The organism is Embleya scabrispora DSM 41855, assembly GCF_000372745.1.
GTDB classification, from domain to species: Bacteria; Actinomycetota; Actinomycetes; order Streptomycetales; family Streptomycetaceae; genus Embleya; species Embleya scabrispora.
On record NZ_KB889618.1, the window covers coordinates 144210 to 166113 of the forward strand.

General features: G+C 71.1%; 21 protein-coding genes and 3 pseudogenes. 8 read left to right on the plus strand and 16 right to left on the minus strand.

What is annotated here, in order from left to right; all coding sequences use genetic code 11:
• The first annotated feature begins 76 nt into the window (after window positions 1-76).
• On the plus strand, window positions 77-316 hold the full coding sequence (locus A3IC_RS0112865) for a hypothetical protein (RefSeq protein WP_020550465.1): 240 nt from the start codon (window positions 77-79) through the stop codon (window positions 314-316).
• 76 nt (window positions 317-392) lie between these two features.
• Window positions 393-1466, plus strand: coding sequence for a hypothetical protein (locus A3IC_RS0112870; RefSeq protein ID WP_020550466.1), 1074 nt, complete (start codon window positions 393-395; stop codon window positions 1464-1466).
• 228 nt (window positions 1467-1694) lie between these two features.
• Here A3IC_RS0112870 and A3IC_RS0112875 read toward each other — a convergent pair whose 3' ends face one another.
• The gene (locus A3IC_RS0112875) at window positions 1695-2651 is read right to left on the minus strand and encodes an NAD(P)-dependent alcohol dehydrogenase (protein WP_026218194.1); all 957 of its coding nucleotides are present in this window, start codon (window positions 2649-2651) and stop codon (window positions 1695-1697) included.
• A 115-nt stretch (window positions 2652-2766) separates the two neighbouring features.
• Between A3IC_RS0112875 and A3IC_RS0112880 the strand changes: the two genes are divergently transcribed.
• The gene (locus A3IC_RS0112880; RefSeq protein WP_026218195.1) at window positions 2767-3456 is read left to right on the plus strand and encodes a TetR/AcrR family transcriptional regulator; all 690 of its coding nucleotides are present in this window, start codon (window positions 2767-2769) and stop codon (window positions 3454-3456) included.
• A gap of 372 nt (window positions 3457-3828) precedes the next feature.
• A pseudogene (locus A3IC_RS64720) lies at window positions 3829-4011 on the plus strand (mycothiol transferase); the annotation flags it as partial.
• Window positions 4012-4017: 6 nt separating this feature from the next.
• On the opposite strand, the pseudogene A3IC_RS64725 reads toward A3IC_RS64720, so the two are convergent.
• Both A3IC_RS64725 and A3IC_RS0112895 read right to left on the minus strand, forming a co-directional pair.
• A pseudogene (locus A3IC_RS64725) lies at window positions 4018-4191 on the minus strand (LysR family transcriptional regulator); the annotation flags it as partial.
• A 190-nt stretch (window positions 4192-4381) separates the two neighbouring features.
• Window positions 4382-4600, minus strand: a complete 219-nt coding sequence (locus A3IC_RS0112895; protein ID WP_020550471.1) for a hypothetical protein — start codon at window positions 4598-4600, stop codon at window positions 4382-4384.
• A gap of 444 nt (window positions 4601-5044) precedes the next feature.
• Here A3IC_RS0112895 and A3IC_RS0112900 point away from each other — a divergent pair, with 444 nt between their 5' ends.
• Window positions 5045-6280 carry an epoxide hydrolase family protein gene (locus tag A3IC_RS0112900; protein WP_020550472.1) on the plus strand — a complete coding sequence of 412 codons (1236 nt, stop codon included), beginning with the start codon at window positions 5045-5047 and terminating at the stop codon, window positions 6278-6280.
• 62 nt (window positions 6281-6342) lie between these two features.
• Here the strand turns inward: A3IC_RS0112900 and A3IC_RS72495 are convergent, their stop codons facing one another.
• Window positions 6343-6477: a hypothetical protein gene (locus A3IC_RS72495; protein ID WP_020550473.1), complete on the minus strand. Its 135-nt coding sequence runs from the start codon at window positions 6475-6477 to the stop codon at window positions 6343-6345.
• Between the two features lie 1106 nt (window positions 6478-7583).
• Between A3IC_RS72495 and A3IC_RS0112910 the strand changes: the two genes are divergently transcribed.
• Window positions 7584-7940 carry a CAP domain-containing protein gene (locus tag A3IC_RS0112910; RefSeq protein WP_040876549.1) on the plus strand — a complete coding sequence of 119 codons (357 nt, stop codon included), beginning with the start codon at window positions 7584-7586 and terminating at the stop codon, window positions 7938-7940.
• A gap of 31 nt (window positions 7941-7971) precedes the next feature.
• Here the strand turns inward: A3IC_RS0112910 and A3IC_RS70885 are convergent.
• Window positions 7972-8103: pseudogene (locus A3IC_RS70885) on the minus strand (IS630 family transposase); the annotation flags it as partial.
• 823 nt (window positions 8104-8926) lie between these two features.
• On the opposite strand from A3IC_RS70885, the gene A3IC_RS0112920 reads away from it, so the two are divergent.
• Window positions 8927-9916 carry a PI-PLC domain-containing protein gene (locus tag A3IC_RS0112920; RefSeq protein ID WP_026218197.1) on the plus strand — a complete coding sequence of 330 codons (990 nt, stop codon included), beginning with the start codon at window positions 8927-8929 and terminating at the stop codon, window positions 9914-9916.
• A gap of 296 nt (window positions 9917-10212) precedes the next feature.
• Here the strand turns inward: A3IC_RS0112920 and A3IC_RS54100 are convergent, their stop codons facing one another.
• From A3IC_RS54100 to A3IC_RS0112970, 9 genes are all read right to left on the minus strand, one after another.
• Window positions 10213-11451, minus strand: a complete 1239-nt coding sequence (locus A3IC_RS54100; RefSeq protein ID WP_020550478.1) for a DUF3500 domain-containing protein — start codon at window positions 11449-11451, stop codon at window positions 10213-10215.
• 8 nt (window positions 11452-11459) lie between these two features.
• On the minus strand, window positions 11460-11948 hold the full coding sequence (locus tag A3IC_RS62215; RefSeq protein ID WP_020550479.1) for a nuclear transport factor 2 family protein: 489 nt from the start codon (window positions 11946-11948) through the stop codon (window positions 11460-11462).
• The gene (locus A3IC_RS54110) at window positions 11945-12697 is read right to left on the minus strand and encodes an HpcH/HpaI aldolase family protein (RefSeq protein WP_020550480.1); all 753 of its coding nucleotides are present in this window, start codon (window positions 12695-12697) and stop codon (window positions 11945-11947) included. Before A3IC_RS54110 ends, A3IC_RS62215 begins: the two co-directional genes overlap by 4 nt.
• The gene (locus tag A3IC_RS0112940) at window positions 12694-13545 is read right to left on the minus strand and encodes a cupin domain-containing protein (protein WP_020550481.1); all 852 of its coding nucleotides are present in this window, start codon (window positions 13543-13545) and stop codon (window positions 12694-12696) included. Before A3IC_RS0112940 ends, A3IC_RS54110 begins: the two co-directional genes overlap by 4 nt.
• 149 nt (window positions 13546-13694) lie before the next feature.
• Window positions 13695-14909: an acyl-CoA dehydrogenase family protein gene (locus tag A3IC_RS0112945; protein ID WP_052173460.1), complete on the minus strand. Its 1215-nt coding sequence runs from the start codon at window positions 14907-14909 to the stop codon at window positions 13695-13697.
• Window positions 14910-14948: 39 nt separating this feature from the next.
• Window positions 14949-15446: a flavin reductase family protein gene (locus A3IC_RS0112950; protein ID WP_020550483.1), complete on the minus strand. Its 498-nt coding sequence runs from the start codon at window positions 15444-15446 to the stop codon at window positions 14949-14951.
• Between the two features lie 211 nt (window positions 15447-15657).
• A complete protein-coding gene (locus tag A3IC_RS0112955) occupies window positions 15658-17001 on the minus strand; it encodes a PucR family transcriptional regulator (RefSeq protein WP_020550484.1) in 1344 nt (447 codons plus the stop codon).
• A gap of 354 nt (window positions 17002-17355) precedes the next feature.
• The gene (locus A3IC_RS0112965) at window positions 17356-18291 is read right to left on the minus strand and encodes an NADP-dependent oxidoreductase (protein ID WP_020550486.1); all 936 of its coding nucleotides are present in this window, start codon (window positions 18289-18291) and stop codon (window positions 17356-17358) included.
• Window positions 18292-18371: 80 nt separating this feature from the next.
• Window positions 18372-19268, minus strand: coding sequence for a DODA-type extradiol aromatic ring-opening family dioxygenase (locus tag A3IC_RS0112970; protein ID WP_026218200.1), 897 nt, complete (start codon window positions 19266-19268; stop codon window positions 18372-18374).
• Window positions 19269-19391: 123 nt separating this feature from the next.
• Between A3IC_RS0112970 and A3IC_RS0112975 the strand changes: the two genes are divergently transcribed.
• Complete coding sequence (locus A3IC_RS0112975; RefSeq protein ID WP_020550489.1) at window positions 19392-19865, plus strand: MarR family winged helix-turn-helix transcriptional regulator; 474 nt, start codon at window positions 19392-19394, stop codon at window positions 19863-19865.
• A 242-nt stretch (window positions 19866-20107) separates the two neighbouring features.
• Here A3IC_RS0112975 and A3IC_RS0112980 read toward each other — a convergent pair whose 3' ends face one another.
• Both A3IC_RS0112980 and A3IC_RS0112985 read right to left on the minus strand, forming a co-directional pair.
• A complete protein-coding gene (locus tag A3IC_RS0112980) occupies window positions 20108-21145 on the minus strand; it encodes a HEAT repeat domain-containing protein (protein ID WP_040876511.1) in 1038 nt (345 codons plus the stop codon).
• Window positions 21139-21876 carry a HEAT repeat domain-containing protein gene (locus A3IC_RS0112985; RefSeq protein ID WP_020550491.1) on the minus strand — a complete coding sequence of 246 codons (738 nt, stop codon included), beginning with the start codon at window positions 21874-21876 and terminating at the stop codon, window positions 21139-21141. Before A3IC_RS0112985 ends, A3IC_RS0112980 begins: the two co-directional genes overlap by 7 nt.
• Window positions 21877-21904: the final 28 nt, after the last annotated feature.

Consider the following 21904-nt stretch of genomic DNA (forward strand, 5'->3'; position numbering starts at 1 on the left):
TGGGATCGCCGCAAGGAGCGGCCGAACCGTCGGGCTTCGTGTCCGCGGCGGGTCGTGAACTCGAAGGAGAACTCACATGAACGACGACAAGCGCAAGCGCAGGGGCTCGCACGACGGGACGGGTATCGATCGGTTCGTCTTCCTCGCGGTCCTGGCGGCGGGCGTCGCCCTCGTCCTGGTCGGTGGTCTCGCTCCGGATTCCCTGGTCGTCATGGGCGCGGGAGTGGGAGCCATCTACGGTGCCTACACCGGTCGCGTCGGCGGACCGCCCGCCGCCCGCGACCGGGACGACGACCGGGACCGCCCCGCCGGGTAGCCACCGGCGCGGCGACCCACCGGGCAGGCGGGGGCGCGGGCCGGGTGTGTCGGCGCGGGTGTCTAGGCTCGGCCGTGTGGACTGGATGCGGGACGAGGAAGTGTTGGCCGAACAGGCCGCAGAGTACGCCCACTTCGCCGTCGGCGGTGATATGGCGGGTCTGGCGGACGCGGTGATGCGGGCCGCGTACCGCAACGGCACCATGACCGGACCGGGCATCGCCGGCACCGCGTGGTTGCGCGCGCTGCCCGACGAGCACCGGCGCGAACTCGCCCGGATCTGGGCCCACCGCTTGGCCGCGTTGCCCGACGACCGGCAACACGAGGATCTGCGTTTCGAGTTGCTGATTGTGGCGAGCAGCGTGGTCCGCGGACTCGATCCGGACCTGTTGGCCGACGAACGCCGCTCCCGGCTGCGGGTACTCGGCGGGGAGTACGTCTACCCGGTGCAGCACCGGCTGTGGGAACTGGCCGAGGCGGAGGTCGCGGCCGGGCGGCCGATGGACCGGGCGCTCGCCGCGGTCTTTCGCCGGACCGTACTGGTGCACTACCGCTGCGCCGGGATCAAACGCCTCCTTGAGGGGTACAAGGGGCCCGCGCTGAACCCGGGGGAGGAGTGGGCGGATCGGGCGACCGCGGACGCCGCGGCATACGGCGAGCCGTGGGAACGGTTGTTGGCGCACGCGGCCTCCGCCACCGGTGCGCGGCCCTCGGCCAGGTGGGAGCGCGTCGGACGCGCGTTGCTTGCCGATGCGGGCCCCGAGAGCGTACGCCGACACGTCCACACGTGGTGGGACCTGCTCGGCAGACCTCGGACGGTGCCGTTCGCGCAGGACCACTACCGGTGGCGCGACGTCAACGAACGCTTCGACCCGCACAACGCCAACGCGTTGCGCGGCCTGGCCTGGCTGTTGTCGTTCCTGCCCGCGCGCGCCGACACCGCGGCCGCGCTCGCCGCGTTGGTCGACGTCTCGCTGGTGCACGTCGAGGGGACCGGTTCGCGCAACCCCAAGGTGGCCAACGCGGGCGTGACGGCCCTGTCCCGCGTCGGGGACGACGCGGCCCGCACCGAACTGCGCGCACTCGCCGGCCGGGTCGCCTTCAAGGCCACCCTCACGCACATCGACAACGCGCTCGCGATCCCCTCCTGAAGACGGCCACGCCGTATCCGGTGCCGGGCGCGGTGATTCGGTCTGTTCGTGCCGCAATTGTTGGGACGACGGGTCTCGCGCCGATCCGCTGCGGGTCGCCGATTCCGACGACGACGATCCTTGGCACTTCGACGAAGTCAGGCCGTGCGGCTGCGGGGTGGGGGGCCGTCGGCTGCGGCCCCGCCGCCGACGTGGAGAAGTTGGGCGGCTGCGGCGGTGTTCGCCCTCTCATGTGATCTGGATGATGTGCTTGCCGCGGACGCCACCGGCTTCCAGGGCCCGGTGGGCGTCGGCGATCCGGTCGAGAGGGTGGACGGTGTCCACGACGGGGACGATGTCGCCGCGCTCCGCATAGCGGGTGACCTCGGTCAGCAGATCGGTGTCCGGGTTGCCGCTGAAGACGCGTATGCGTCTGCTCCCGTGGACGGTCGAGGCGAGGATGGTGGCGAGGCCGGGGAGAAGCCTGTCGAAGTCGAGGGTGACGGCGACCATGCGCCCGCCGGGTGCCAGCAGGCGGCGGAAGCGGGAATGCTCCGTTCCGGCGGTGTCGACGATGACGTCGAAACGGCCCAGCTCGGAGAGGCGAGTCGTACGGTGGTCGAGTGCTTCGTCGGCGCCCAGGCCGCGGACGAAGTCGAGGTTTTTCGCGCCCGCGAGAGCGACGACGTGGGCACCGAAGAGCTTCCCGATCTGCACCGCGACACTGCCCACGCCTCCGCTGCCCCCGCGCACCAGGAGTCGCTCACCGGGTTTGATGACGGCTTTGTCACGCAGGGCGGTCACCGCCGTGGCCCCGCCGGCGAGCAGTGAGACGGCCTGCACCGGGGTGAGGTTTTCCGGAGCGGGGGCGATCCGGCGGCGGCGCACGGCGACGTACTCGGCCATGCTGCCCGTCTTGCGCCCCAGCAGCCCCCACACCCGGTCCCCTGCACGTACTCCGGTGACCGACGAACCGACTTCGGCGACCTCCCCGGCGAAGTCGATTCCGCTCGTCTTGGGGAAAGCGCGGCCGGTTACCAGGCGCATTTTCCCGGCCCGATCGAGCAGATCGGCACCGTTGACACCGGCGACGTGCACCCGCACCAGCACCTCGTCGGGCGTGGGGGTCGGCATCGGCCGCTTGCCCACGTAGAGAACGTCCGGGGGGCCGTATCGGTCGAAGAGGGCTGCGCGCATCTCGCTCATCATCTCGTCCTGTGTCGCGTTTCGGAGCTGCGAAGGCGCTGTGTGCGCCCGCTGGTACTCTCACGCTAAACCCGTAAGTGGAGGACATCGTCCATTTAGCTTGAAGTGAGAGACATTGCCTGCCCAGCCGTCTCACAAGCCATCCGGGCACGTCGGCGACGTGCCCGGCGACGCAGACCCGACGGGCCTGCGCGCCGATGCCCGGCGCAACCGGGAACGCATCCTCGAAGCCGCGCGCGAGGTGTTCGCGGCCCAGGGCGTCGACGCCCCCATAAGCGCGGTCGCCCGCCGCGCCGGCGTCGGCGTGGCCACCCTCTACCGGCGCTTCCCCACCCGCACTGCGCTTGCCACCGCTGCCTTTACCGAGCAACTCGCCCTGTGTGCGGCAGCCTTCGACGAGGCCCTTGCCGATCCTGATCCCGGGCACGGCCTGTACGCACTCCTGGAAAAGGTATGCACCACACAGGTGACCGACCGCGGCTTCGCCTCCGTATTCCTGGATCGGTTCCCCGACGCCCTTGATCACGATCACGAACGCGACTGCGCCGAAGAGGGTCTGGCGCGACTGGTCCGGCGTGCCCGCGAGACCGGACAGCTGCGCGACGACTTCGACCCCGCCGATATCACCCTCCTGCTCCTGGCCAACAGTGGCCTCGCCGGACAACCGCGAGAAACCGCCATCGCTGCCTCCCGGCGCCTGCTCGCCTATCTCTTCCAGGCTTTCCAGGCACAGCGCCCCGGCTCTCTCCCACCTCCCGCAGCGATGCAACTGCGCGAAATCCGCCGGCCACCGGGCCGCCCTTGAGCTGTTTCGTACGGCCCGGGATCATCTCCGGCAGCCGGCCTGGACGGCCTGACTACCTGCGGGGCGTGACGGGAGTCGGCGGACGGACTCACCTCGGATGACCCGTCGCGCCCCGGCGAGGTTGGCGATCAGTTCGGCACGGGTCTGGTGCTCGTGCGCGACCCACGCGGGTTGACCCGGACCGCTGCGCCACGACTCGCTGAGCGGGCTGTTGTCTGCGGTGTCGAACCCGAACCGGTCGTACAGTCGCGTCACGAGTTCCACGGCTTCGGGAAAGTCGCACCGGGATATGGCCATCGCGCCAGGCCATGTAGTTGTTCGTGTCAAGCACGATCTTGCCTGCCAGCTCCTGCACAGGCATGTCGTTGACCACAACTCATCAACGCCGCATCACTGGACGACGCCGGTCACCTGTCCGAACAGGAGGCCGGCCACGTGGGCGATCACGGGCTTTCGCTGCGCTGGATCATGGTCCACATGATCGAGGAGTACGCGCGGCACAATGGCCATGCCGATCTGATCCGGGAGCGAATCGACGGAGTCGCCGGAGTGTGAAGCGTGCCGAGTGGCCGTGCGGATCAGCCCGGCGAGGGCGAGGGCGAGGGAGCGGCTGTGGGCGGGCCAGGCGACGTGGGTGACGACGGGGGGTGCGTCGGTCAGGGGGACGGCGGTGTGCTCGGCCCGTAGCCAGGCGCGTACGGAGTCGGGGAAGACGGCCACGGTGCGTCCGAGGGCGGCGACGCCGAGAGCGTCGGCTGTTCTCGCCAAGTCCGCCGCCGGGCAACTTCTGTGCCGCGACGACGACTCCGTGGTCCCGAACCCCCGTGCGCGGACGGTGGGTGTCGGTGTCGGGAGTCGTGGCTACTCTGTCGCGGGTACGAGTCCACGGGGGAGTCATGCGTCGGTACCGGAAGCACGCGGTGGTCTACGTCGTCGTGGTGGTGGCCGCCTGGACGGCGACGTGTGTGCTCGACGAGGAGTCGTCTCCTGCTCCTGTGGAGCCGCCGCCGGTCTCGGCGTCCCCGACGTCGCCGCCCATGAGTGCCTCCGACATCGCGCAGATGTGTTCCCGGCCGAACGTGGTATGCGCGCAGGCGACCACCACGTCGAAGAAGTAGGACGCCTTGTCTTCGTCGCGGGGCACAGCCCGCACGACAAGCCACGACGCGCCTCGAAGGCATCCACGGCTCCGGTCGGCACGTCGGCCTCGACGACCCGGCCCCGGCCTGCTCCGCCCGGACTCGAAGTTCTCCCCGGCATCCACCGAATCCCCCGCCGGCGATGGACACGGACCCATGACCCCTGACTTCGCGGCATCGAGTGATCACCTGTGCAACGCCCCCGGGGCGGATGTGGAAACGTCCTGTCGTCAGATCCGTCGAGTGTCCGCGCCGGTGCCAAGGTGGTCGAGTCGCAGTCGAAAGGAGCGCGCCGGTCGCCTGGCCGCCCCGGCGGGCGGGCTCGACCCGCACCACCGGCGGGCACTCGCCGCGTCGTTGCCCGCACGCCTCGAAATGGCGCGGTGTCGCCGCCCAACCACCCGACAGGCCGACGACACCGCTTCCTCGACCCGGTAAGGAACCACGCCATGACCACCCCGCACGCCTTCCCCTTGGAGCCCACCCCGATCCATGTGCCCGACAAGGTCCTGGATGACCTGCGCGCCCGTCTCACATCGACCCGGCCGCCGCTGGACGAGGGCAACGGGGACTGGTCCTACGGCGTCCCGGAGAGCTATCTCCGTGAGCTGCTCGCCTACTGGCGGGACGGCTACGACTGGCGCAGGGCCGAGGCCGCCATCAACGCGTACGAGCACTACCAGGTGAGTGTCGCCGGTGTCCCGGTGCACTTCATGCGCAAGCCCGGCCGCGGCCCTCGCCCGATCCCGTTGATCCTCACCCACGGCTGGCCGTGGACGTTTTGGCACTGGTCGAAGGTGATCGACCCGCTCGCCGACCCGGCCGCGTTCGGCGGTGACCCCGCCGACGCGTTCGACGTCATCGTGCCGTCCCTGCCCGGCTTCGGTTTCCCCGGGCCGCTCACCGGCTTTTCGGACGTCAACTTCTGGAAGGTCTCCGACCTCTGGCACACCCTGATGACCGAGACGCTGGGGTACGAGAAGTACGCCGCCGGGGGCTGCGACATCGGCGGGATCGTCTCCAGCCAACTCGGCCACAAGTACCCGGACGAGCTCTACGGCATCCACATCGGCTCCGGGCTGCCGCTCGACTTCTTCACCGGTCCCCGCGCCTGGGACTTCGCTCGAAATCGGCCCCTTCCCGACGATCAGTCCGCCGACGTCCGCGCCCGGATCATCGAGCTGGACCACCGCTGGGCGCCCCACCTCGCCGTGCACATGCTCGACGGCGCCACCCTGGCCCACGGACTGAGCGACTCACCCGCCGGACTGCTCGCCTGGCTGCTGGAGCGCTGGAACGCCTGGAGTGACAACGGCGGCGACGTCGAGTCCGTCTTCACCAAGGACGACCTGCTCACCCACGCCACGATCTACTGGGTGAACAACTCCATCGCCACGTCGATGCGTTACTACGCCAACGCCAACCGCTACCCCTGGACCCCCGCCCACGACCGCACCCCGGTCGTGCAGACCCCGGTCGGCCTCACCTTCGTCACGTACGAGAACCCGCCCGGCATCCGCACCGCCAACGAGCGCGTCCGGGCATTCGAGACCGGCCCGCAAGCCGATTGGTTCAACCACGTCAACGTCAACGCCCACGACCACGGTGGCCACTTCATCCCCTGGGAGAACCCCGACGCCTGGGTGAGCGACCTGCGCCGCACCTTTCACGGCCGCAGGCCCTGAACGACCCTGCGGGCTGTCTGGTGACGGGCCAGGCGAAACGGGGACGCCACGTTACCCGCGACCTACTTCGCGGCTGGTGTCCGAGCCAGGACTCCCGGGCCGACGTGGGCGGCGTCGGCGATCTCCTCCCGGCTCGTGCCGCGTTCGCGCGCCAACACCACCGCCTGCCGCACGAGCCGGTCGATGCGTTCGGCCAATCCGGCGCGACGGCCAAGGCGTCGCAGCCTGCTGCCGTCGGGCGGCCCGCGCGCCCGCCGGCACAAAACTCGCGCTGCCGTTCCCGACGCAGGACCGGCCACGCAGCGCCCGGTCGATACCTCCGGCGTCGTGGAGACGGTCGAGGCCGAGTCGCCGCCGTTCCACCCGGTCGCCCCCGCCGAGCGGGAGGAGGCGACCGCGGCCGTGTTCGCCGCGCTGGACGGGCCGCCGCCTACGAGCACTTGGACCACGTCCGCCCCATCAGGACCGTCACCGGCTGCGATGTCCCACTGTGGCTGATCGCCGGCTTCGGAACCGAATCGGCAGGATTGCTATAGTCTCCGGCACTCGCCACCCATTCGGGTGGCCTCGGCCGGGTTGGTACCCGGTGGAGCCCGGCGTCCGACAGTGGAAGGGGTGCACCACCGTGGCCCGGCACAGATGGCCCGAAGGCAGCCAACCGCCACGCGCCGCCCGCCCGTGGCGACAGCGTGGGCGGCATCGCCAACCATCGAGTGTGGCAGTTGCCCCGATCCTCGCGGTGGTCGCCGTCCTCGGCGTCGTGGCAGGCACCACCGCGCTTGGCCGAGCCGGCGGGGGCGGTGACGAGCACGTGGCCGAGGCCACATGGGTGCCCTCGCCGCCGACCGTCGCCGATGTGTCATCGTCGTCGCCGACTGCCGGCTCGGATTCACCCTCGTCCCCGCCGACGACCGACGCCAAGTCGTCCCCGTCGCCGCCGGTCACCGAGGCGGGCGGGCGGCCCCCCGCGAGCGCGCAGTCGCCCGCAGTTCCCACCGCTGTCGACGACAGCCGACAGTCTCCCTCGACCCTTGCCCGCGACAGGCCGTGGTCGCCCCTGCCGACACACGCCACGGCCGGTTCGGGACCGACGCGGTCCGCCGCCCCTCCCGCCGAGGCGATACCCCCGCGGCCCACCGACTCGACGACGCCGCCACCGCCACCGCCACCGACGCCGCCACCGACGCCGCCACCGGCGCCGTCGACACGCCCGCCGCAGCCGCGCCTTTCCGTCTCCACGTCAGCGCCCGCAACCGGTTCGAAGCCATCCACGAACGGCGATTCCGCGGCGTTGGAGGAGCGCGTGCTGACCCTTGTCAACGTGGAACGGGGCAGAGCCGGCTGCGCCCCCGTGCGTAACGACGGCCCGCTTCGTGCCCTCGCCGCGGCGCACAGCAAGGACATGGCGGAACGCGGCTACTTCGCGCATGACACCCCGGACGGCAAGAGTCCGTGGGACCGGGCGGCGGCGGCCGGGGTCACGAACCTCGCCGCGGAGAACATAGCTCGCGGGCAGGCGACCCCCGAGGCCGTGATGCAATCCTGGATGAACAGTTCGGGGCACCGCGCGAACATCGTCGACTGCAGTGCCACCTCGCTCGGCATCGGCGTGTACATCGGTTCCGGCGGCCCATGGTGGACGCAGGACTTCGGGCGGTGATGCCGCGCGGCCGTGATCGGTGCGGCCGGCCCCACCTGCGGATCCGCCGGTTCTCGTGGGCGGACAGGTTGTCGGGGATGAGGTATATCGGGGCGCCGTCGGGTCGTGCCGCGCGGATCGAGCGCAGGGCCGCCCAGGTCGGCGTGATGCCCTCGCGCCGGCGGGTCCGCGCGGCCGACGCCGCGCGGATCCGCGACTCGTCTCCGCCGGCCGAATGTTGATCGAAGCATCCGCGCGGTGCGTTGTCCCTCTCCCGACTCCCCGGTCCGCCGACGTGGGGTGAGCGCGTACGGCCACGATCACGACGGCGAGGGCACTGTGTGCGGCGCGACGTGGTGTGCGGGGAGCGGGCCCGAGCGCACGCCCAGCGGTTCGCGAGTACGAACTGCGCCTGTGGGCGGGCCGGTTGCCGACAAACCGGCTACGGGAAGTGCGCGGGAACGTCCACGGGATACACATTTTCGACGTGCGCCTGGTCCACGCGATCACCCGCGCGGACGCTCGACAAGGAGTCCACGTCGAATGGCGGCGCCCGTCCCGCCATGCCCCGCCCCCTGTCGGTGGCGCGGCATGGCGGGACGGGCGGTGCATACCCGAGCGCCGGTGGGTGTGGGCGGCCGTGGCCGAGCACGAGACGGCCGGGTGAGGCGATGGTGCGGCCGCGCGTGATGCATGCCGGATCCATTGGCCGCGGAGCCGGTCGGGGTACGACTCGGCGGTCGCACGGCACCCTCATGCAACCCGAAGCGTGGCTGCGGCGTGACGTTTGTGGATGCTCGCGTCGAGAACCCGGCGTCAGCAGCCGATACACCAACTGCCCACGGCGTTGCGACGATCGCGGGGTCGGCACCCGGTCGGCTCACCGAGCGAGCGTTCTCGCCGGAAACTGCGGCAGCCGATCCGGCGCGCACCCGCCCGCCGACGCCGACGCGGATGTCGACGATCGGTGGTCGTGCGCTTCGAGACGTATACGAAGGAGTAGCTTCTTGACCACTCACCTACGGCGTGTCACCCGCCCACGGATGTTACTGGCGCTGATGGCGGCCCTGTGCGGGCTCGTCGCCACCACCCTGCTCGGTACGACTCCGGCGGCGGCGGCCGATCAGCGTCAGGCGATCTATGCCATCGCGCATCGGGTCGACACGCTGGACGGCGTGGACGCCGCGATCAACCACGGTGCCAACGCCATCGAGATCGACGTCTGTGCCTGGTGGAACCCGAACGAGTGGCGTGCCTGGCACGACTGTTCCTCGGCCGGTGAGAACCGGCTGGGCCCCAGCTTCGACGCCATGCTCGACCGCATCGTGTCCAACGCCAAGGCGGGGCGCCGGCTGGCGCTGGTCTGGCTGGACATCAAGGACCCGAACTACTGCGGGGAAGCGCCGAACCGCACGTGCAGCGTCGCCGGACTGCGGGACAAGGCACAGCGCCTGACGGCGGCCGGGATCCAGGTTCTCTACGGCTTCTACGAGTACCACGGCGGCAGCACCCCGGACGTCGGCGGCAGGGGCTGGAAGAGCCTGGAAGGCAGGCTCGGCCCGCTGGAGGGCATCACCACCACCGGGACCCGCGACCAGGTCGTGAACGCGTTCGATCGATCCGGTTCCGGATTCCCGGCCGGCCGGCGGGCGATGGACTACGGCGACAGCGACATCACCAAGGGCTTCGGCAACTGCACCGAGGCCACCTGGAACACGTGCGCCGAATTGAAGAAGGGCGCCGGGGACCGCGCCGCCGGACGACTCGCGGCCACACTGTCCTGGACGACCACCTACAACGACCCGTGGTACGTGGACAAACTCCTGGGCGACGCACGCGTGGACGGCATCATCGCGGGCTACGGGGCGTACACGGGGGTGCGCGACTACGACAACAACTGGCAATGCGGCAACGCCGTCAAGATGGTCCGTGACTGGGTGAACGCACACAGCGGCACCCACCGCATGGCCAACAGCAGCGACCGCCTGTTCAGATAGCACCACGGGGCCCCGGGGCCGGAACACCGTTCCGCGCCCCGCGGGTCGCCCCGGGCCGTCGGCCGCCCCCGGTGTACTCCGGTGCGGCGCGCAGGTCGCGTGCCGCCGACATCGCGAGCCCGATCCCGCACACCGCGAGCATCACCGAGGCCGCGTCCGTCGCGCTCGGCACGGGCCACCGCCTTCTCGTGGGGGGACGCGGTGTGCGGCGGACAGGAAGATCACGTCGGGCTCCGGAGGGGACCCCGTGGCCGGGCTCGACCCCGGGTCGGCGTGCCGTGATGCGCTCGCCGGTGTCAACCGACCCCATGACCGCCGTGGTGAAGCCGGTAGTGCTGGGCGAGGAGATCACGTCCGTAGTCGTTGCCGTTGGGCGCCCGCACGATGGTGTGCACGTGGTAGCGGGCGGGCTCGGGATTGGTGAGGAAGACACCGGGATGGTTGTCGTACTCGACAAGGAGCACGGGTGAGTGGATCCGGTAGTAGAAGGCGCACTCGTCGTCGTGGCCGCCGCGCCAGGCGAACCGCGTCTCGTCGAAGTGATCACGGACGAGCGCCAGGGTGCGCTCGGCCTGTGGCGGCGGGAGGCGGTCGAGATAGACCCGGATCAGCTCCACCAGACCGTCACGCTGGTCGGCCGGCAGGCTCGCCGCGACGATCCCTTCGGGAGGCAGGATGAGGTTGTCACTGCCCGCGCCGGCGAGATGCCGTCCGTTCCACGGGCCGGCGAGCTCGGGCGGAAGGTCTTCCGCGCGCAGCGACGACCCCATTAGGAACTCTTCCTCCCGGTGGGGGTCCAGCATGCGGCGGAACGTCAGGGCGACCTCGGTCTCGTCGCCCAGAGCGTGGACGCCCTCGAACCGCCCCGTGCCGGTGGTCGGTTCGGCACCCAGGAACACGGGGGCGAGAATCACCTGCCCTCCGACGAAGACGCAGTGCAGGTCCACGTGATGACCCATCAGTTGCCATCCCCATGGGGAGTCGCCCGAGGGGGTTCCGAAGACGGTGAACCAGTAGGCGAACTCCGTAAGGGTGTCCCGGTAGTCGTCGATGAGTTCGCCCAGGTTCTCGTTGAGCGCCATCACCGCTCGCACCTGGGCGTAGCCGGCTCGGCTGAGACTCGCCTCGACGACGGCGAGTGCGCGGTCGCGGTCCCGGCCGGCGAGCCGTTCCAGGCGCATGCCCTTCGGGTGCCACGTCGGGATCGCGTTCGTCCACAACCGCCATTCCGGGGCATCCATCGGTAGGGCACCGACCACCCTCTGGTGGGGCGCCAGTCCGTCGAGGTAGGCCCGGGCCGCCGCGACGGCGGAGCTTGGGGATGTCCCCGCACCGTCGAGACGGTAGAGGCCCGGGCGCGGGGTGCCGTTCTCGGTGACGCCGACGTAAGGCTCGAGATGACGGCGTAGGCCGGCGGTCAGCTCGAAGGCCGCCTCCGGGGGCAGCAGGTCCTCGAACAGATGGGAGTCGACGATCGGCAGATCGCCACGAGTGGTCGGCAGGGGGAATTCTCCCGGGTGTCGCCGGTGAGACATCGGTCTCCTTACTCGGTGGGTACGGCGAGGACGTCGCCCGGCACGAGGAAGCGGTTCTCGATCCGCCGGGAGGCGATGAGCCACCGACTCGCCGCTTCGTCCGGCTCGGCGACCCGGACGAAGCGGTCGAACACGTCGGCGACCAGTACCGGAACGGTCGTCGCGATGGGAGGATTTCCGTCCTGTGCGTAGAGCACGAGGGCGGATACGGCCTCGACGAGGTCGCTCTCGTGACGGAGGACGTGGAAGTTGGACATCAGGTGACGCGAGACGCGCGGTCCCCGTGCGGCGCGGTCGCTGTACACGCCGTCGATCTCGTCGGCACCGCGGAAGGTCCTGCGTGAGAACGTCAGTTCGGCGTCGGCGGTGAAGAAGCCGGCGGCCGCCGAACCGTCACCGTGGTCGATCTCGAACCACAGCGCCGTCACCAGCATCGACAGCTCGGTGTGCGCGAGTGCGAGGGTCGGCCTGCCGCCGGCCGGCGCGTCGGCGGTCATGGGCCGACAGCCGTCGCGGCGGTGCGTACAGCGCTCACCAACGCGTGTGCGCCCTGACGCAGCATCGTGGTGTCGGCACCCAGGACGAGGAAGTCGTACCCACGATGAGCGAGCAACTCCGAGGCGTTGCCCGAGGCCGTGGTCCCCAGGGTGATGCGGTGGTCGACACAGCGTTGTTCGGCCACTGCCACGAGGTTTGCCGACCTGCCGTCACCCTCGCGGAACCGCCCGGAGACCGCGAGATCGGTCGGGCCGATGAAGACCGCGTCGACGCCGGCGACCTCACCGATCTCGACGATCGCCGAGAGAGCTCCGACACTCTCGGCCTGGACCACGAGGCGGACCTCGTCGTTGCCGGACCGCAGGTAGTCGCCGAGAGCGTCGAGTCCCCACCGGCCGGCTCGCCCGGAGGGGCCGGCCCCGCGTCGTCCGAGCGGAGGGAAGCGAGTCGCTCGCACGGCGTCCCGCGCCCGGGCGGCGTCGTCGACCTGCGGGACGAACAGGCCGGCCGCACCCGCGTCGAGCGGGACCTGGACGTCGCGTGGCGCGGTGCCGGCGACCCGGACGAAGGGCGCGAGCCCGCAGCCACGGGCCAGCCCGATCATGATCGACATCGTGCGGATGTCGATCGCGCCGTGCTCGGCGTCGATCACGACGAAGTCGAACCCGGCGAGTGCGAGCAACTCGACGCTCTCCGGTGCGGGGAGCTTGACCCAGGCACCGAGCTGAGGGAACGAAACGGCCGTCACAGGTGGGTTCCCTGGTATTCGCCGGCGTTGAGCACCCAACCCCGTGCGAGGAAATCCTCGCGCGGCGGGGCGAAGACGTCGATGAGCGTGTGCGGGCCTGCGCCCACGGCGCGAGTGGTGTGCACGACGGTCGGGGGGATCAGGGTCATCGAGGGACTACCGACCCGGACGTGCTCATCGTCGCGCCACTCACTCATCCGGGGGGTCCACGGGACCCGGAGGTGATGGGCGTGGTCCCCGACGAGGGTCACCGACATCTGCTCGAAGTCCCCGTGGGAATGCGGCGAGAGCCGTTCGGTGTCGCGTGGCCCCTCGTGTACCGGAAACCAGTTCACCATCAGCGACGTCGTCCGGAAGATCCGGCCGAGGCGTCCCTCCTCGTCGGGTATGTCGCGCACGCGATGTATCCGGATCTCGTTGCCACCGGCGGTCTCGATGGGCTCCGGTAGCGGTGCGGTCCGCGGGTCGACCCCGGCAGCGTGGTTGACGGCCCGCCTCATCTGCTCGTCGCAACGAGCGGTGAACACCCGCACCACCGTGGTCGACGCCGCCGCGTGCACAGCGCTGGTGCCGGCCGGTACGACGACGAGTGCAGGCTCGGACAGGGACACAGGTGCCCGGTCGTCGTGCTCCACGCCCACCACTGCGTCGTCCTGGACGAGCAGCACGTACTCGTCGGGCAGGTCGTGCTCGGTGAGGCGGTCACCCGCTTCGAGCTCGGTGATCGCGACCACGAAGTTCCGGCCGCACACCGACCACGTCCGGCTGCCACCGGCAGAGACCAGGTCCGGATCACGCTCCGAAATCTCGTCGACGACGGAGGTTCCTACGATTGCAGCGATGGTCATCAAACCTCTCCTGTACTGCCGCGTGGACGACATGGGCGTCCGGCCGGGCGGGCCGGGGCAACAATCGCGAGTTTCCGAGCGCACCGATCGACCGAGCCGGCGCATCGGCGCCGTGGACCGGCCGCCGTCGGCCGTCGGCGAGGATCGTCCTACACCAGCACGGACACCGTGCCCCGGATGCCGAACAGCGACTTCCCGTAGATCTCGGCGGCCACCTCGGGGTTGAGGACGGCGTGCCGGCTCCCGGTCTCGATGTCGCGCCAGACGCGCTGCAGCGGGTTGGCTTCGCCGAAGCTCGAAGCCCCCTGGGCCGAGCACACGATGCGGACCGCCTCACGCGCGTGGACCGCCGCCATCCCCGCGTCCATCCGCATCCGTGCCCGGGCGTCGTAATCGGGGAACACCCCGGCCCGCGCGGCCTCGTCGATGTCGGCGGCCGCGCGATAGGCGTGCAGCCGGGCGGAGTCGGCGAGCGACGCCGCGTTCGCGGCGGCGAGTTGGATGGTGGGTGCGTCGGCCTGGGAGGCGTAGCCCGTCATGGTCAACGCTCGCCGCGGGGCGTTCTCCGCAAGGAGATCGACAGCGGCCGCGGCCAGCCCGAGCTGGGGCCCGGTCAACACGAGCGCGGCGGCGGGCACGAACGGCGCCCGGTAGAGCGCTTCGTCGGTGAAGGGTGTGGCGTAGCGGCCCTCGACGGCGTCGGGGACGGAGTGGAAGCGGTGCGCGGGCACGAACAGGTCCTCGCCGACGAGCGTGTTCGACGCGGTCCCGCGCATGCCCGCCACGAACCAGGTGTCCTCGATGGTCAGTTCCGACATCGGTGCGAGCACGATGCCTTCGGCGTTCGACGTGCCCTCGGCGTCCGGCCGGGTGACCCCGAGGACCGCCCAGTCGGCGTGGGCGCACCCGGAGGCGGGGGCCCAGCGCCCGCTCACCCGGTACCCGCCTTCGACAAGGCGCGCGGTACCCGAGGGGGTGACGACGCCGGCGACTCTGGCGTCGGGGGTGTCGGCCCAGACGTCGTCCTGGGCTTGGGCGGGGAAGAGGCCGACGAACCACGCATTGGCGTTGAGCAGTGCGGTCACCCAGGCGGTCGAGCCGCAGGCACGCCCGACCTCGCGGCCGATCTCCAACAGGGTGCGGTAGTCGGTCTGTAGACCGCCGTAGCGGGCGGGCCGCATCAACGACAGCAGACCGGCTTGGGCCAGGGCGCCGATGTTCTCCGCGGGCACCCCGCGCTCGCGGTCGGTCCGATCGGCGTTGCCGGCCAGCAGCGGTCGCAGTTCGGCGGCGCGCGCAACGAGGTCGGCGCGCAGCGTACGCGCGACGTCGGTGGTGCGGGGGGCGTCCATGATGATGCTCATCGTCGTCACTCCGGTGTCGGGGGTCATGCGGGGTACGGATCAGCTCGCGACAGCGAGAAGGGAGTGCGTGCCGAAGACCCGGCGGGCGTAGATCAGCGGGGCTGTGGAGGTCGACTCGGCCTCTTGGACGTGCACGACGAGCAGGACGTGGTCACCGCCGTCCACGTGGCGTTCGACGCGTCCGGCGGTCCAGCCGGCGGACTCGGGCAGGTAGGGCAGTCCGGCGCGGACGGTCCAGGTCACGCCGTCGAACTTCTGGCCCGGGCCCCGGTGTCGGCGGGCGAAGGTGGACGCCAACTCCTGCTGGTGGGCGGCGAGGATGTTCACCCCCACCCGGTCACCCGGCCGGAGGTGGGCCAGCAGCCCCGAGGCGCGGTCCAGGGCGAAGGTCACCAGCGGAGGGTCGAGCGAAAGCGAGGCGAAACTCGACACGGTGCTGCCGTGCGGTCGCCCGTCGGCGGTCGTCGCCGTCACCACGGTGACCGGGGAGCACACCCCGCTCATCAGCTCGACGAAGGTCTCTCGGTCGATCATCATGCGCCTCCCGGTGTGTTCGAGTTCGTGTGTGGTCGGGATGGGTGGCCTCGTGGACCGCCGCGTCCGACGTCACCAAGTGAACTGCGACTCCCGGGGCCGCCGCTTGGTCTGCCGGCCGAGGATCCTGGGTTCCCATTGGTCCGCCGGCCGAGGGCTCCGGGCGCCCGTTGGTCCCGCCGCGTCGGTCCGGGCCGCGACCGGCGCATCGGGCTCACCGTTCGACGTCGTGGGGCAGGAGCACCGCGTCCCCCAGTTCCTCGGCGAGTGCCAGGGCGGTGTGGAGGGCGAAGCGGCGGTCGTCCAGGTCGTGTCCCAGCACCTCTTGGGCGCGCTTGACGCGGTAGGTCACGGTTCCCCTGGCCACGTGCAGGCGTCGGGCGACATCCACGAGGCTGCGCTCGGCGCCGATGTAGTGGTACAGCGTGGTCCGCAGTGCCTCCATCGGTGCGCTCCGGGCGGAAAGCCCACCGAGTTCACGTTGTACGAAGTCACCGGCCGCGTCGAGATCGGTGGCCAACAGCGCGAGGGCGGCGACGTCGGCGTAGGCGGTCGCATACCTGGGAACCCGCCCGGCCTCGCGCCGCAGTCGCTCGAAGCTCTCCGCGCGCTCGGCCTCGCGGTGAGAGCGGCGAAAGCCCGCGACGCCGTCGACCGGGGTCCCGAACGCCGCCTGCGCGTGCTGCCGCGACAGTGCGTCCGCGATGGTCTCCCACGAACCGGTTCGGAGTGTGCCGCCCGGAGGCACGGTGCCCCACGCCCACAACCGCCCCGAGGCCACGGGTACGACCAGCGTCGCGGTGGCGCCCCGGGCTCGGAGCACCTCGATCGCCGCCGCCTGTAGCGTGGAGTTGCCGTTCGGCGAGTCCGACCACACCACCACCGCCTCGTGGGTCCGCCGCAGGTCGTAGCCGAGGGCACGCGACGCCTCGCCGACGTCCCTCGTCGCGGCATCGCTCAGCAGGGAACGCACGATGTCGGCCCGTGCCGCGGCGGCGCTGGTGCTCCACGCCTCGTGCTCCACGAGGTAGGCGCGGATCATGGTGTCGGAGAGATCGTCGACGTAGGAGAACAGCTCGCGGGAGATCGCCGTGACCTCATCGACCGCCGTCTCCGGGTCGACCAGTTCGGCACAGGCCCGCAGGAACGCCTCGGTCGTTGCCGCGTGCCCGGTCCGGACACCCTGCAACATCCGTTCGAGCGGTACGGCCCGGTGGACGAACTCGCGGATGCCCTCCAGGGTCGCCTCGGCGATGGACGGGGCGATACCCGGGCCTTCCAGCAGAGTGAACAGCGCCCGCAGGGTGGTCGCTTCGTTGCCACGGCGGAGCATCTCGACCGCGGCCGGGCTGCCGCCGAGGGCCGGCACCTCGTCGACGATCCGCCGCACGACCGCGGAACTCAGTTCGATCGCCCAGCGCACGGGGTCCGCGCCGACGCGCGCGACGGCGTCCTCGACGATCGCGCGCGGGCATGCCGCTCGGTCGACGTCGACCTCACCCCGCGGGCTCAGCCGCGCGATCCAGGCCCGCCGCAGCTGCCGACCGGTCTCGGTCACACCGCCCTCCCTCGGGCTACGACATCGCGACGGGGTCACCCACGTCGACGACGTATGGAACCGGCACAGAGGCGAAAAAGGGGTTCGCGCGCACGGACGAGTCACGGGTCGACCGGCGCTCGAACCCGCCCACCGGCACGGTCACTGGGTCGGCGCACACGCCCGGCCTCCGTCCGTCGACCGCGACGTTGTGGAGGACGACGACGAAGCCGCCCGGCCGGGCCGCGCGCAGGGGCTGCCGCACGGCCTCGCCGGTGCCGACGGGTGGCCCAGCGCCCGCCGTCGAGCTCCCGGGCCGCCCGCCGGCGAGAGGGCGAACGGCGGGCGGCCCGGTCGGGTGTGATCAGGGTGTGCTCAGGGAGCGAGCACGACCGTCTTGCCGGGCAGCCGCCCGGCGCCGGCGTCCTCGTGTACGGCGGCCAGCTCGGCCACCGGGCGGCGGGCGGCGACGTGGACCCGGAGCTTGCCGGCATCCACCTTGGCGACCAGCTCGGTCAGCTGGGCTCCGTCGCTGCGGACCCACAGGCTCGCACTGCGCACTCCCCGCGCGGGGTCCTCGGGAATCGGGCCCGCCGTACTGGCGGCGATCCCGCCGTCGGCGACGTAGTGGGTCAGCCGCGCGAGCTCCTCCGGGGAGACGCGCACATGGTTCACCACGACCTGGAACGGACCGCCCACAGCGGCCGGACCCGCGGCGAGGTCGAGGGGATCGACGACCCGGTCGGCACCGTAGCCCCGGAGGCGGTCGGCGTGCTGCGGCGCGTCCACCGCGGTTACGTGCGCCCCGGCGTCGACGGCGAGTTGCACCACGAGGCTGCCCACCGCGCCCCCCGCCCCGTTGACCAGGACGGTCCGACCGGGCTTCAGCTCGGCGAGTTCGAACGCCGTCTGCCAGGCCGCCAGGCCGGTCAGCGGCAGCGCGGCGGCGTCGATCAGGTCGGTCGTCCGGGGCGCCGGGGCCAGGGACTCGGCCGCGGCGAGCACGTACTCGGCGGCGGCGCCGGCGGTGTCGAGGGGCAGCATCGCCACGACCCGGTCGCCCACCTCCGGGCCCGTGACGTCCGGGCCGAGTTCGGCGACGGTGCCCGCCAGGTCGATTCCCGGCACGTACGGGAGCGTGATCGGGATCATCTCGGCCAGGACACCGGCGCGGATGTGGTCGTCGACCGGGTTGAACGATGTGGCCGCCACCCGCACCAGCACCTGCCCGGGGCCGGGGACCGGACGGTCGACGTCCTCGTAGCGCAGGACGTCGCTGCCGCCGAACTCGTGGAAACGTATTGCCTTCATGGCACTTTCCTCCAGGGTGTATCGATGTCGTCGCCAACGGACGAGGCGATCGGGCGGGAAGGTGGAGCACGTCGAGGTGCTCAGGTCAGCTGTACCGACCGGGTGGAGTTGCCCATCACCATGCGGTCGATGGCGCTCACGGCGCTGCCGGGGTCTTCGGCGGCGCCGACGGTGAGCAGCAGCGGTACGAAGTGGTCGGCCGTGGGATGGGCGACCGCGGCGCCGGGTGCCTTGTCGCGGTAGTCGATGAGGGCGTCGGCGTCGCCCCGGGCGAGGGCGTCGACGGCCCATTCGTCGAAGGCCGCGGTGTCGGCGGCGAGTTCCGGCCGGTGGAAGACGGCGAAGCTGTGCGTCATGAAGCCCGAGCCGAGAACGAGGATGCCTTCTTCGCGCAGCGGCCGCAGGCGTGCCCCGAGTTCGAGCAGAGCGCTGGGGTCGAGGCTGGGCATCGACAGTTGCACGACCGGGACGTCGGCCGCGGGGTACATGGCCATGAGCGGGATGAAGGCGCCGTGGTCGAGGCCGCGTTCGGCGAACTCGTGCACCGGCGTCCGGCCCAGCAGCCCCGTCAGTCGCCGAGCCAGGTCGGTGGCGTCCGGGGTCGCGTAGGGAAGGGTCTTGTAGCGGGGGTGGAAGCCGCTGAAATCGTAGTGGAGCGGGGTGCCGGCCGCGGCTCGGGAAATCGCGACCGGTGCCCGTTCCCAGTGGGCCGAGACGACGACGATGGCTCGGGGTTTGGGCATCGACCGGGCCCAGTCGAAGAGGTCGCCGAGCCACTGCGGATCGTCGAGGGTGAACGGGGCGCCGTGGCTGACGAACAGGCTGGGCAGGGGCCCGTCGGAGGGGTTCCACACCCGCTGCTCGCGCGCCTGTGGCAGAACCCGGGCAAGGAGGTCGTCGTACGCCGCGGCTGGTGTGCGCGACGGGAGGGCGGAAGTCGGGCCGTTCGGGGAGGCAAGGCTGCTCGTGGTGGTCATCGAAATCAGCTCCTTGACTTGCCTCGGCAAGTACTTTCACTTGCTGAGGCAAGTCAAAAGGTAGCTCTACAAGGGTTGCCCAGGCAAGTGACGTGAGTTGCCCGGGCAAGTATGATGGGGCTCATGGACACCCAGTCACCCTGGCTCGACGACGACCAGCAGGACCTGTGGCAGGCGCTGCTCACGGTCGTCATCGCCCTCCCGGCGGCTCTCGACCGCCAACTGCAGCGAGACGCAGGCATCTCCAACTTCGAGTACGGGGTTCTGGCCCGGCTGTCCGTGGCCGACGAGTCCACGATGCGGCTCAGCGACCTGGCCCGGGTCTGCGACAGCACTCAACCCCGCCTGTCGAAGGCGATGGACCGCTTCGAAGCCCGCGACTGGGTCGCCCGCCGGCCCGACCCCGGCGACGGCCGATACACCCTCGCCACCCTGACCGACGCCGGCCGGCACAAGCTCGTGCAGAGCGCACCGGAACACGTCGCGCAGGTGAAGCGGCTCGTGTTCGATCCGCTCAGCGCCGCTCAGCGCCGCCACCTCGGGGTCGCCCTCACCCGCATCGCCGCCACCGTGCGCCGGGAAGTCGAAGGAAGCTGAGCGCCGCCCTCGGGCAGGCAGGATCTTCCGTTGGCTCTGCCACGCCGGTGACGCGGTGCACGGGAACGGCGCGGACCTCGTCGGCGGTGGTACACCGTCACGAAACCGCGAAGCCGACCGGGCGAGATCGAGCTCGTGCCGGCCGATGACCGGGACGAGGAACCGGAACGCGAACGGCACCGGATTCGCCGGGCCGGGCAGGACCGGCAACGGCCGCGCCCCGACGGGTACACCGGCAGCTTTCAGGATTTCCCATCGCCGCGGCTTGTGGGGGATCGCTCTTCGAGAACTCCGATGAAGGCCGAGGCGACGATGGCGACAGCGCGGTCGTCGTCGTGGGCCAGTTGGCGCAGGACCTCCTGCGCGGCGGTTCCCCGCAGCTCGGCCAGCGCCTGCGTCAGGCGAATCCGCACCGCGGAGTCGGCGGTGTGCGCGGTCAGTTCGTCGACCAGTGCGGTCATGATCCGGTCCGCGCATCCGGGGTCCCGGGACAGCGTCACCAGGACCTCCGCCGCGTCGACGTCGTTCAAGCCCTCGACCACCATGCCGACGAGTGTCGGCACGGCCGCGGTCTTGCCACGCCTGCCCAACGCGAGAGCGGCGTGCCTGCGCACCGTCGGGTCCGGGTCCCCGAGCGCGTCCGCAAGAACCGCGGTCGCACCCGGGGCCTCGGACATCCCGGCGATCGCCGACACCGCGCGCCGCCGGACGTCGACGTCTTTCGAGCGCGCGCCGGCGGCCAACGTCACCATGCCGTCGCCGCCCGATCTGGCGAGCGCCCAGCACAGGGCGCCCGCGACGTTGGGGTCGGATTCGGCCAGGAGTGCTTCGGCCAGCAGCTCGGCGGGAACCGACACGCCCTCCGGCTGGGCCAGGACGGCCTGCTGCCTGCGCGCGGCACTGGTCGAGTCGAGTCCCTGCATGAGTTCGACGATGCGCAGGACGCCCTGCCAGCCGGTGGGCTCCGACGCTTCGATCGCGCGAAGCCGCTCGAGCACCTCCCGTTCCCGCTCCAAGCGCTCTTGCGTACACCGGATGAGGTCACCGACCAGGGCGGACGGCGTGAAGGCCGGGTCCTCCAGCGCGCGCCCGATCTGCTTGAGGGGGAGCCCGAGAAACCGCAGGCTCTCCACGTGGAAGATTCTGCGGACATCCTCGGCGGAGTACTCGCGGTAGCCGCCGACGGTGCGCCCGGTCGGTCGTACCAGCCCGAGGGCGTCGTAGTGCCGGAGCATCCGGGTGCTCACCCCCGAGTGGCGGGCCACATCGCCGATCAACATTCCGCAGTCTCCGCAGACTTGGCAGCCTCTGTGGACTCGGTGCTCACCGCGGTCTCCGTGGTCCCGGCGCCTCTCGACGCTGCGGCTGCGGCAGCGGCAGCGGCAGCGGCTCGTTCCGAACCGAGTGCGGCGACTCGCCTTGCCTCGTAGACGGCCGCGTCGAAACCGGTCCGCGGGTCCTGTAGGAGCAGCTCCGTGGCACGGGCGTGCGCGGCCACCGCCGAGTCGGGGTTCGTCGCGGCCTTCTCCAGGGCGGGCTCGATCACGTCGCCGAGGTCGACGAGGGCCCGGCTCAAGCTCAGCTGCACATTTCGGTCGCCGCGGCCCAGCTGCCCGACCAGTTCGTCGGCCAAGTCCTTCTTCTCGTCCTCGGGCACGAGGGTGACCGCGACGCGCCACGCGGTCCGCGCGATCTCGTCGTCGGCGTCACTCAGCATGTCGCGCGTGATCCAGGCCCACGCGCTCCCATCGCCGATTTTGGAAAGCGTGTGCAACGCCTGACAGCGGGCCTGAGTGCGCTCGGAGTCGAGCTCCCGGCGGATCCGGGGCAGGGTGATCTCCGGCGAGAGGCGGGTCAACGCCCAGGACAGCATGTCTCGCACGAAGAAATCCGGTTCTACAGCGCACCGCTCGACAAGCGTCTCCAAAAGGCCGGGGTCGGGGTTCGAGCCGACCGCCAAGGCCGCCTGAAGCCGGACCGACGAGTCCTCGGCGCCCAGCGCGTTGACCACACGCGTGTCCCGCGGGGCTCCGTTTGTC

Coding starts and splice junctions, on each gene's coding strand:
- A3IC_RS0112865 (WP_020550465.1), top strand. CDS start 77: ATGAACGACGACAAGCGCAAGCGCAGGGGCTCGCACGACGGGACGGGT.
- A3IC_RS0112875 (WP_026218194.1), bottom strand. CDS start 2,651: ATGAGCGAGATGCGCGCAGCCCTCTTCGACCGATACGGCCCCCCGGAC.
- A3IC_RS0112900 (WP_020550472.1), top strand. CDS start 5,045: ATGACCACCCCGCACGCCTTCCCCTTGGAGCCCACCCCGATCCATGTG.
- A3IC_RS54100 (WP_020550478.1), bottom strand. CDS start 11,451: ATGTCTCACCGGCGACACCCGGGAGAATTCCCCCTGCCGACCACTCGT.
- A3IC_RS62215 (WP_020550479.1), bottom strand. CDS start 11,948: ATGACCGCCGACGCGCCGGCCGGCGGCAGGCCGACCCTCGCACTCGCG.
- A3IC_RS0112940 (WP_020550481.1), bottom strand. CDS start 13,545: ATGACCATCGCTGCAATCGTAGGAACCTCCGTCGTCGACGAGATTTCG.
- A3IC_RS0112945 (WP_052173460.1), bottom strand. CDS start 14,909: ATGAGCATCATCATGGACGCCCCCCGCACCACCGACGTCGCGCGTACG.
- A3IC_RS0112950 (WP_020550483.1), bottom strand. CDS start 15,446: ATGATGATCGACCGAGAGACCTTCGTCGAGCTGATGAGCGGGGTGTGC.
- A3IC_RS0112965 (WP_020550486.1), bottom strand. CDS start 18,291: ATGAAGGCAATACGTTTCCACGAGTTCGGCGGCAGCGACGTCCTGCGC.
- A3IC_RS0112970 (WP_026218200.1), bottom strand. CDS start 19,268: ATGACCACCACGAGCAGCCTTGCCTCCCCGAACGGCCCGACTTCCGCC.
- A3IC_RS0112975 (WP_020550489.1), top strand. CDS start 19,392: ATGGACACCCAGTCACCCTGGCTCGACGACGACCAGCAGGACCTGTGG.
- A3IC_RS0112980 (WP_040876511.1), bottom strand. CDS start 21,145: ATGTTGATCGGCGATGTGGCCCGCCACTCGGGGGTGAGCACCCGGATG.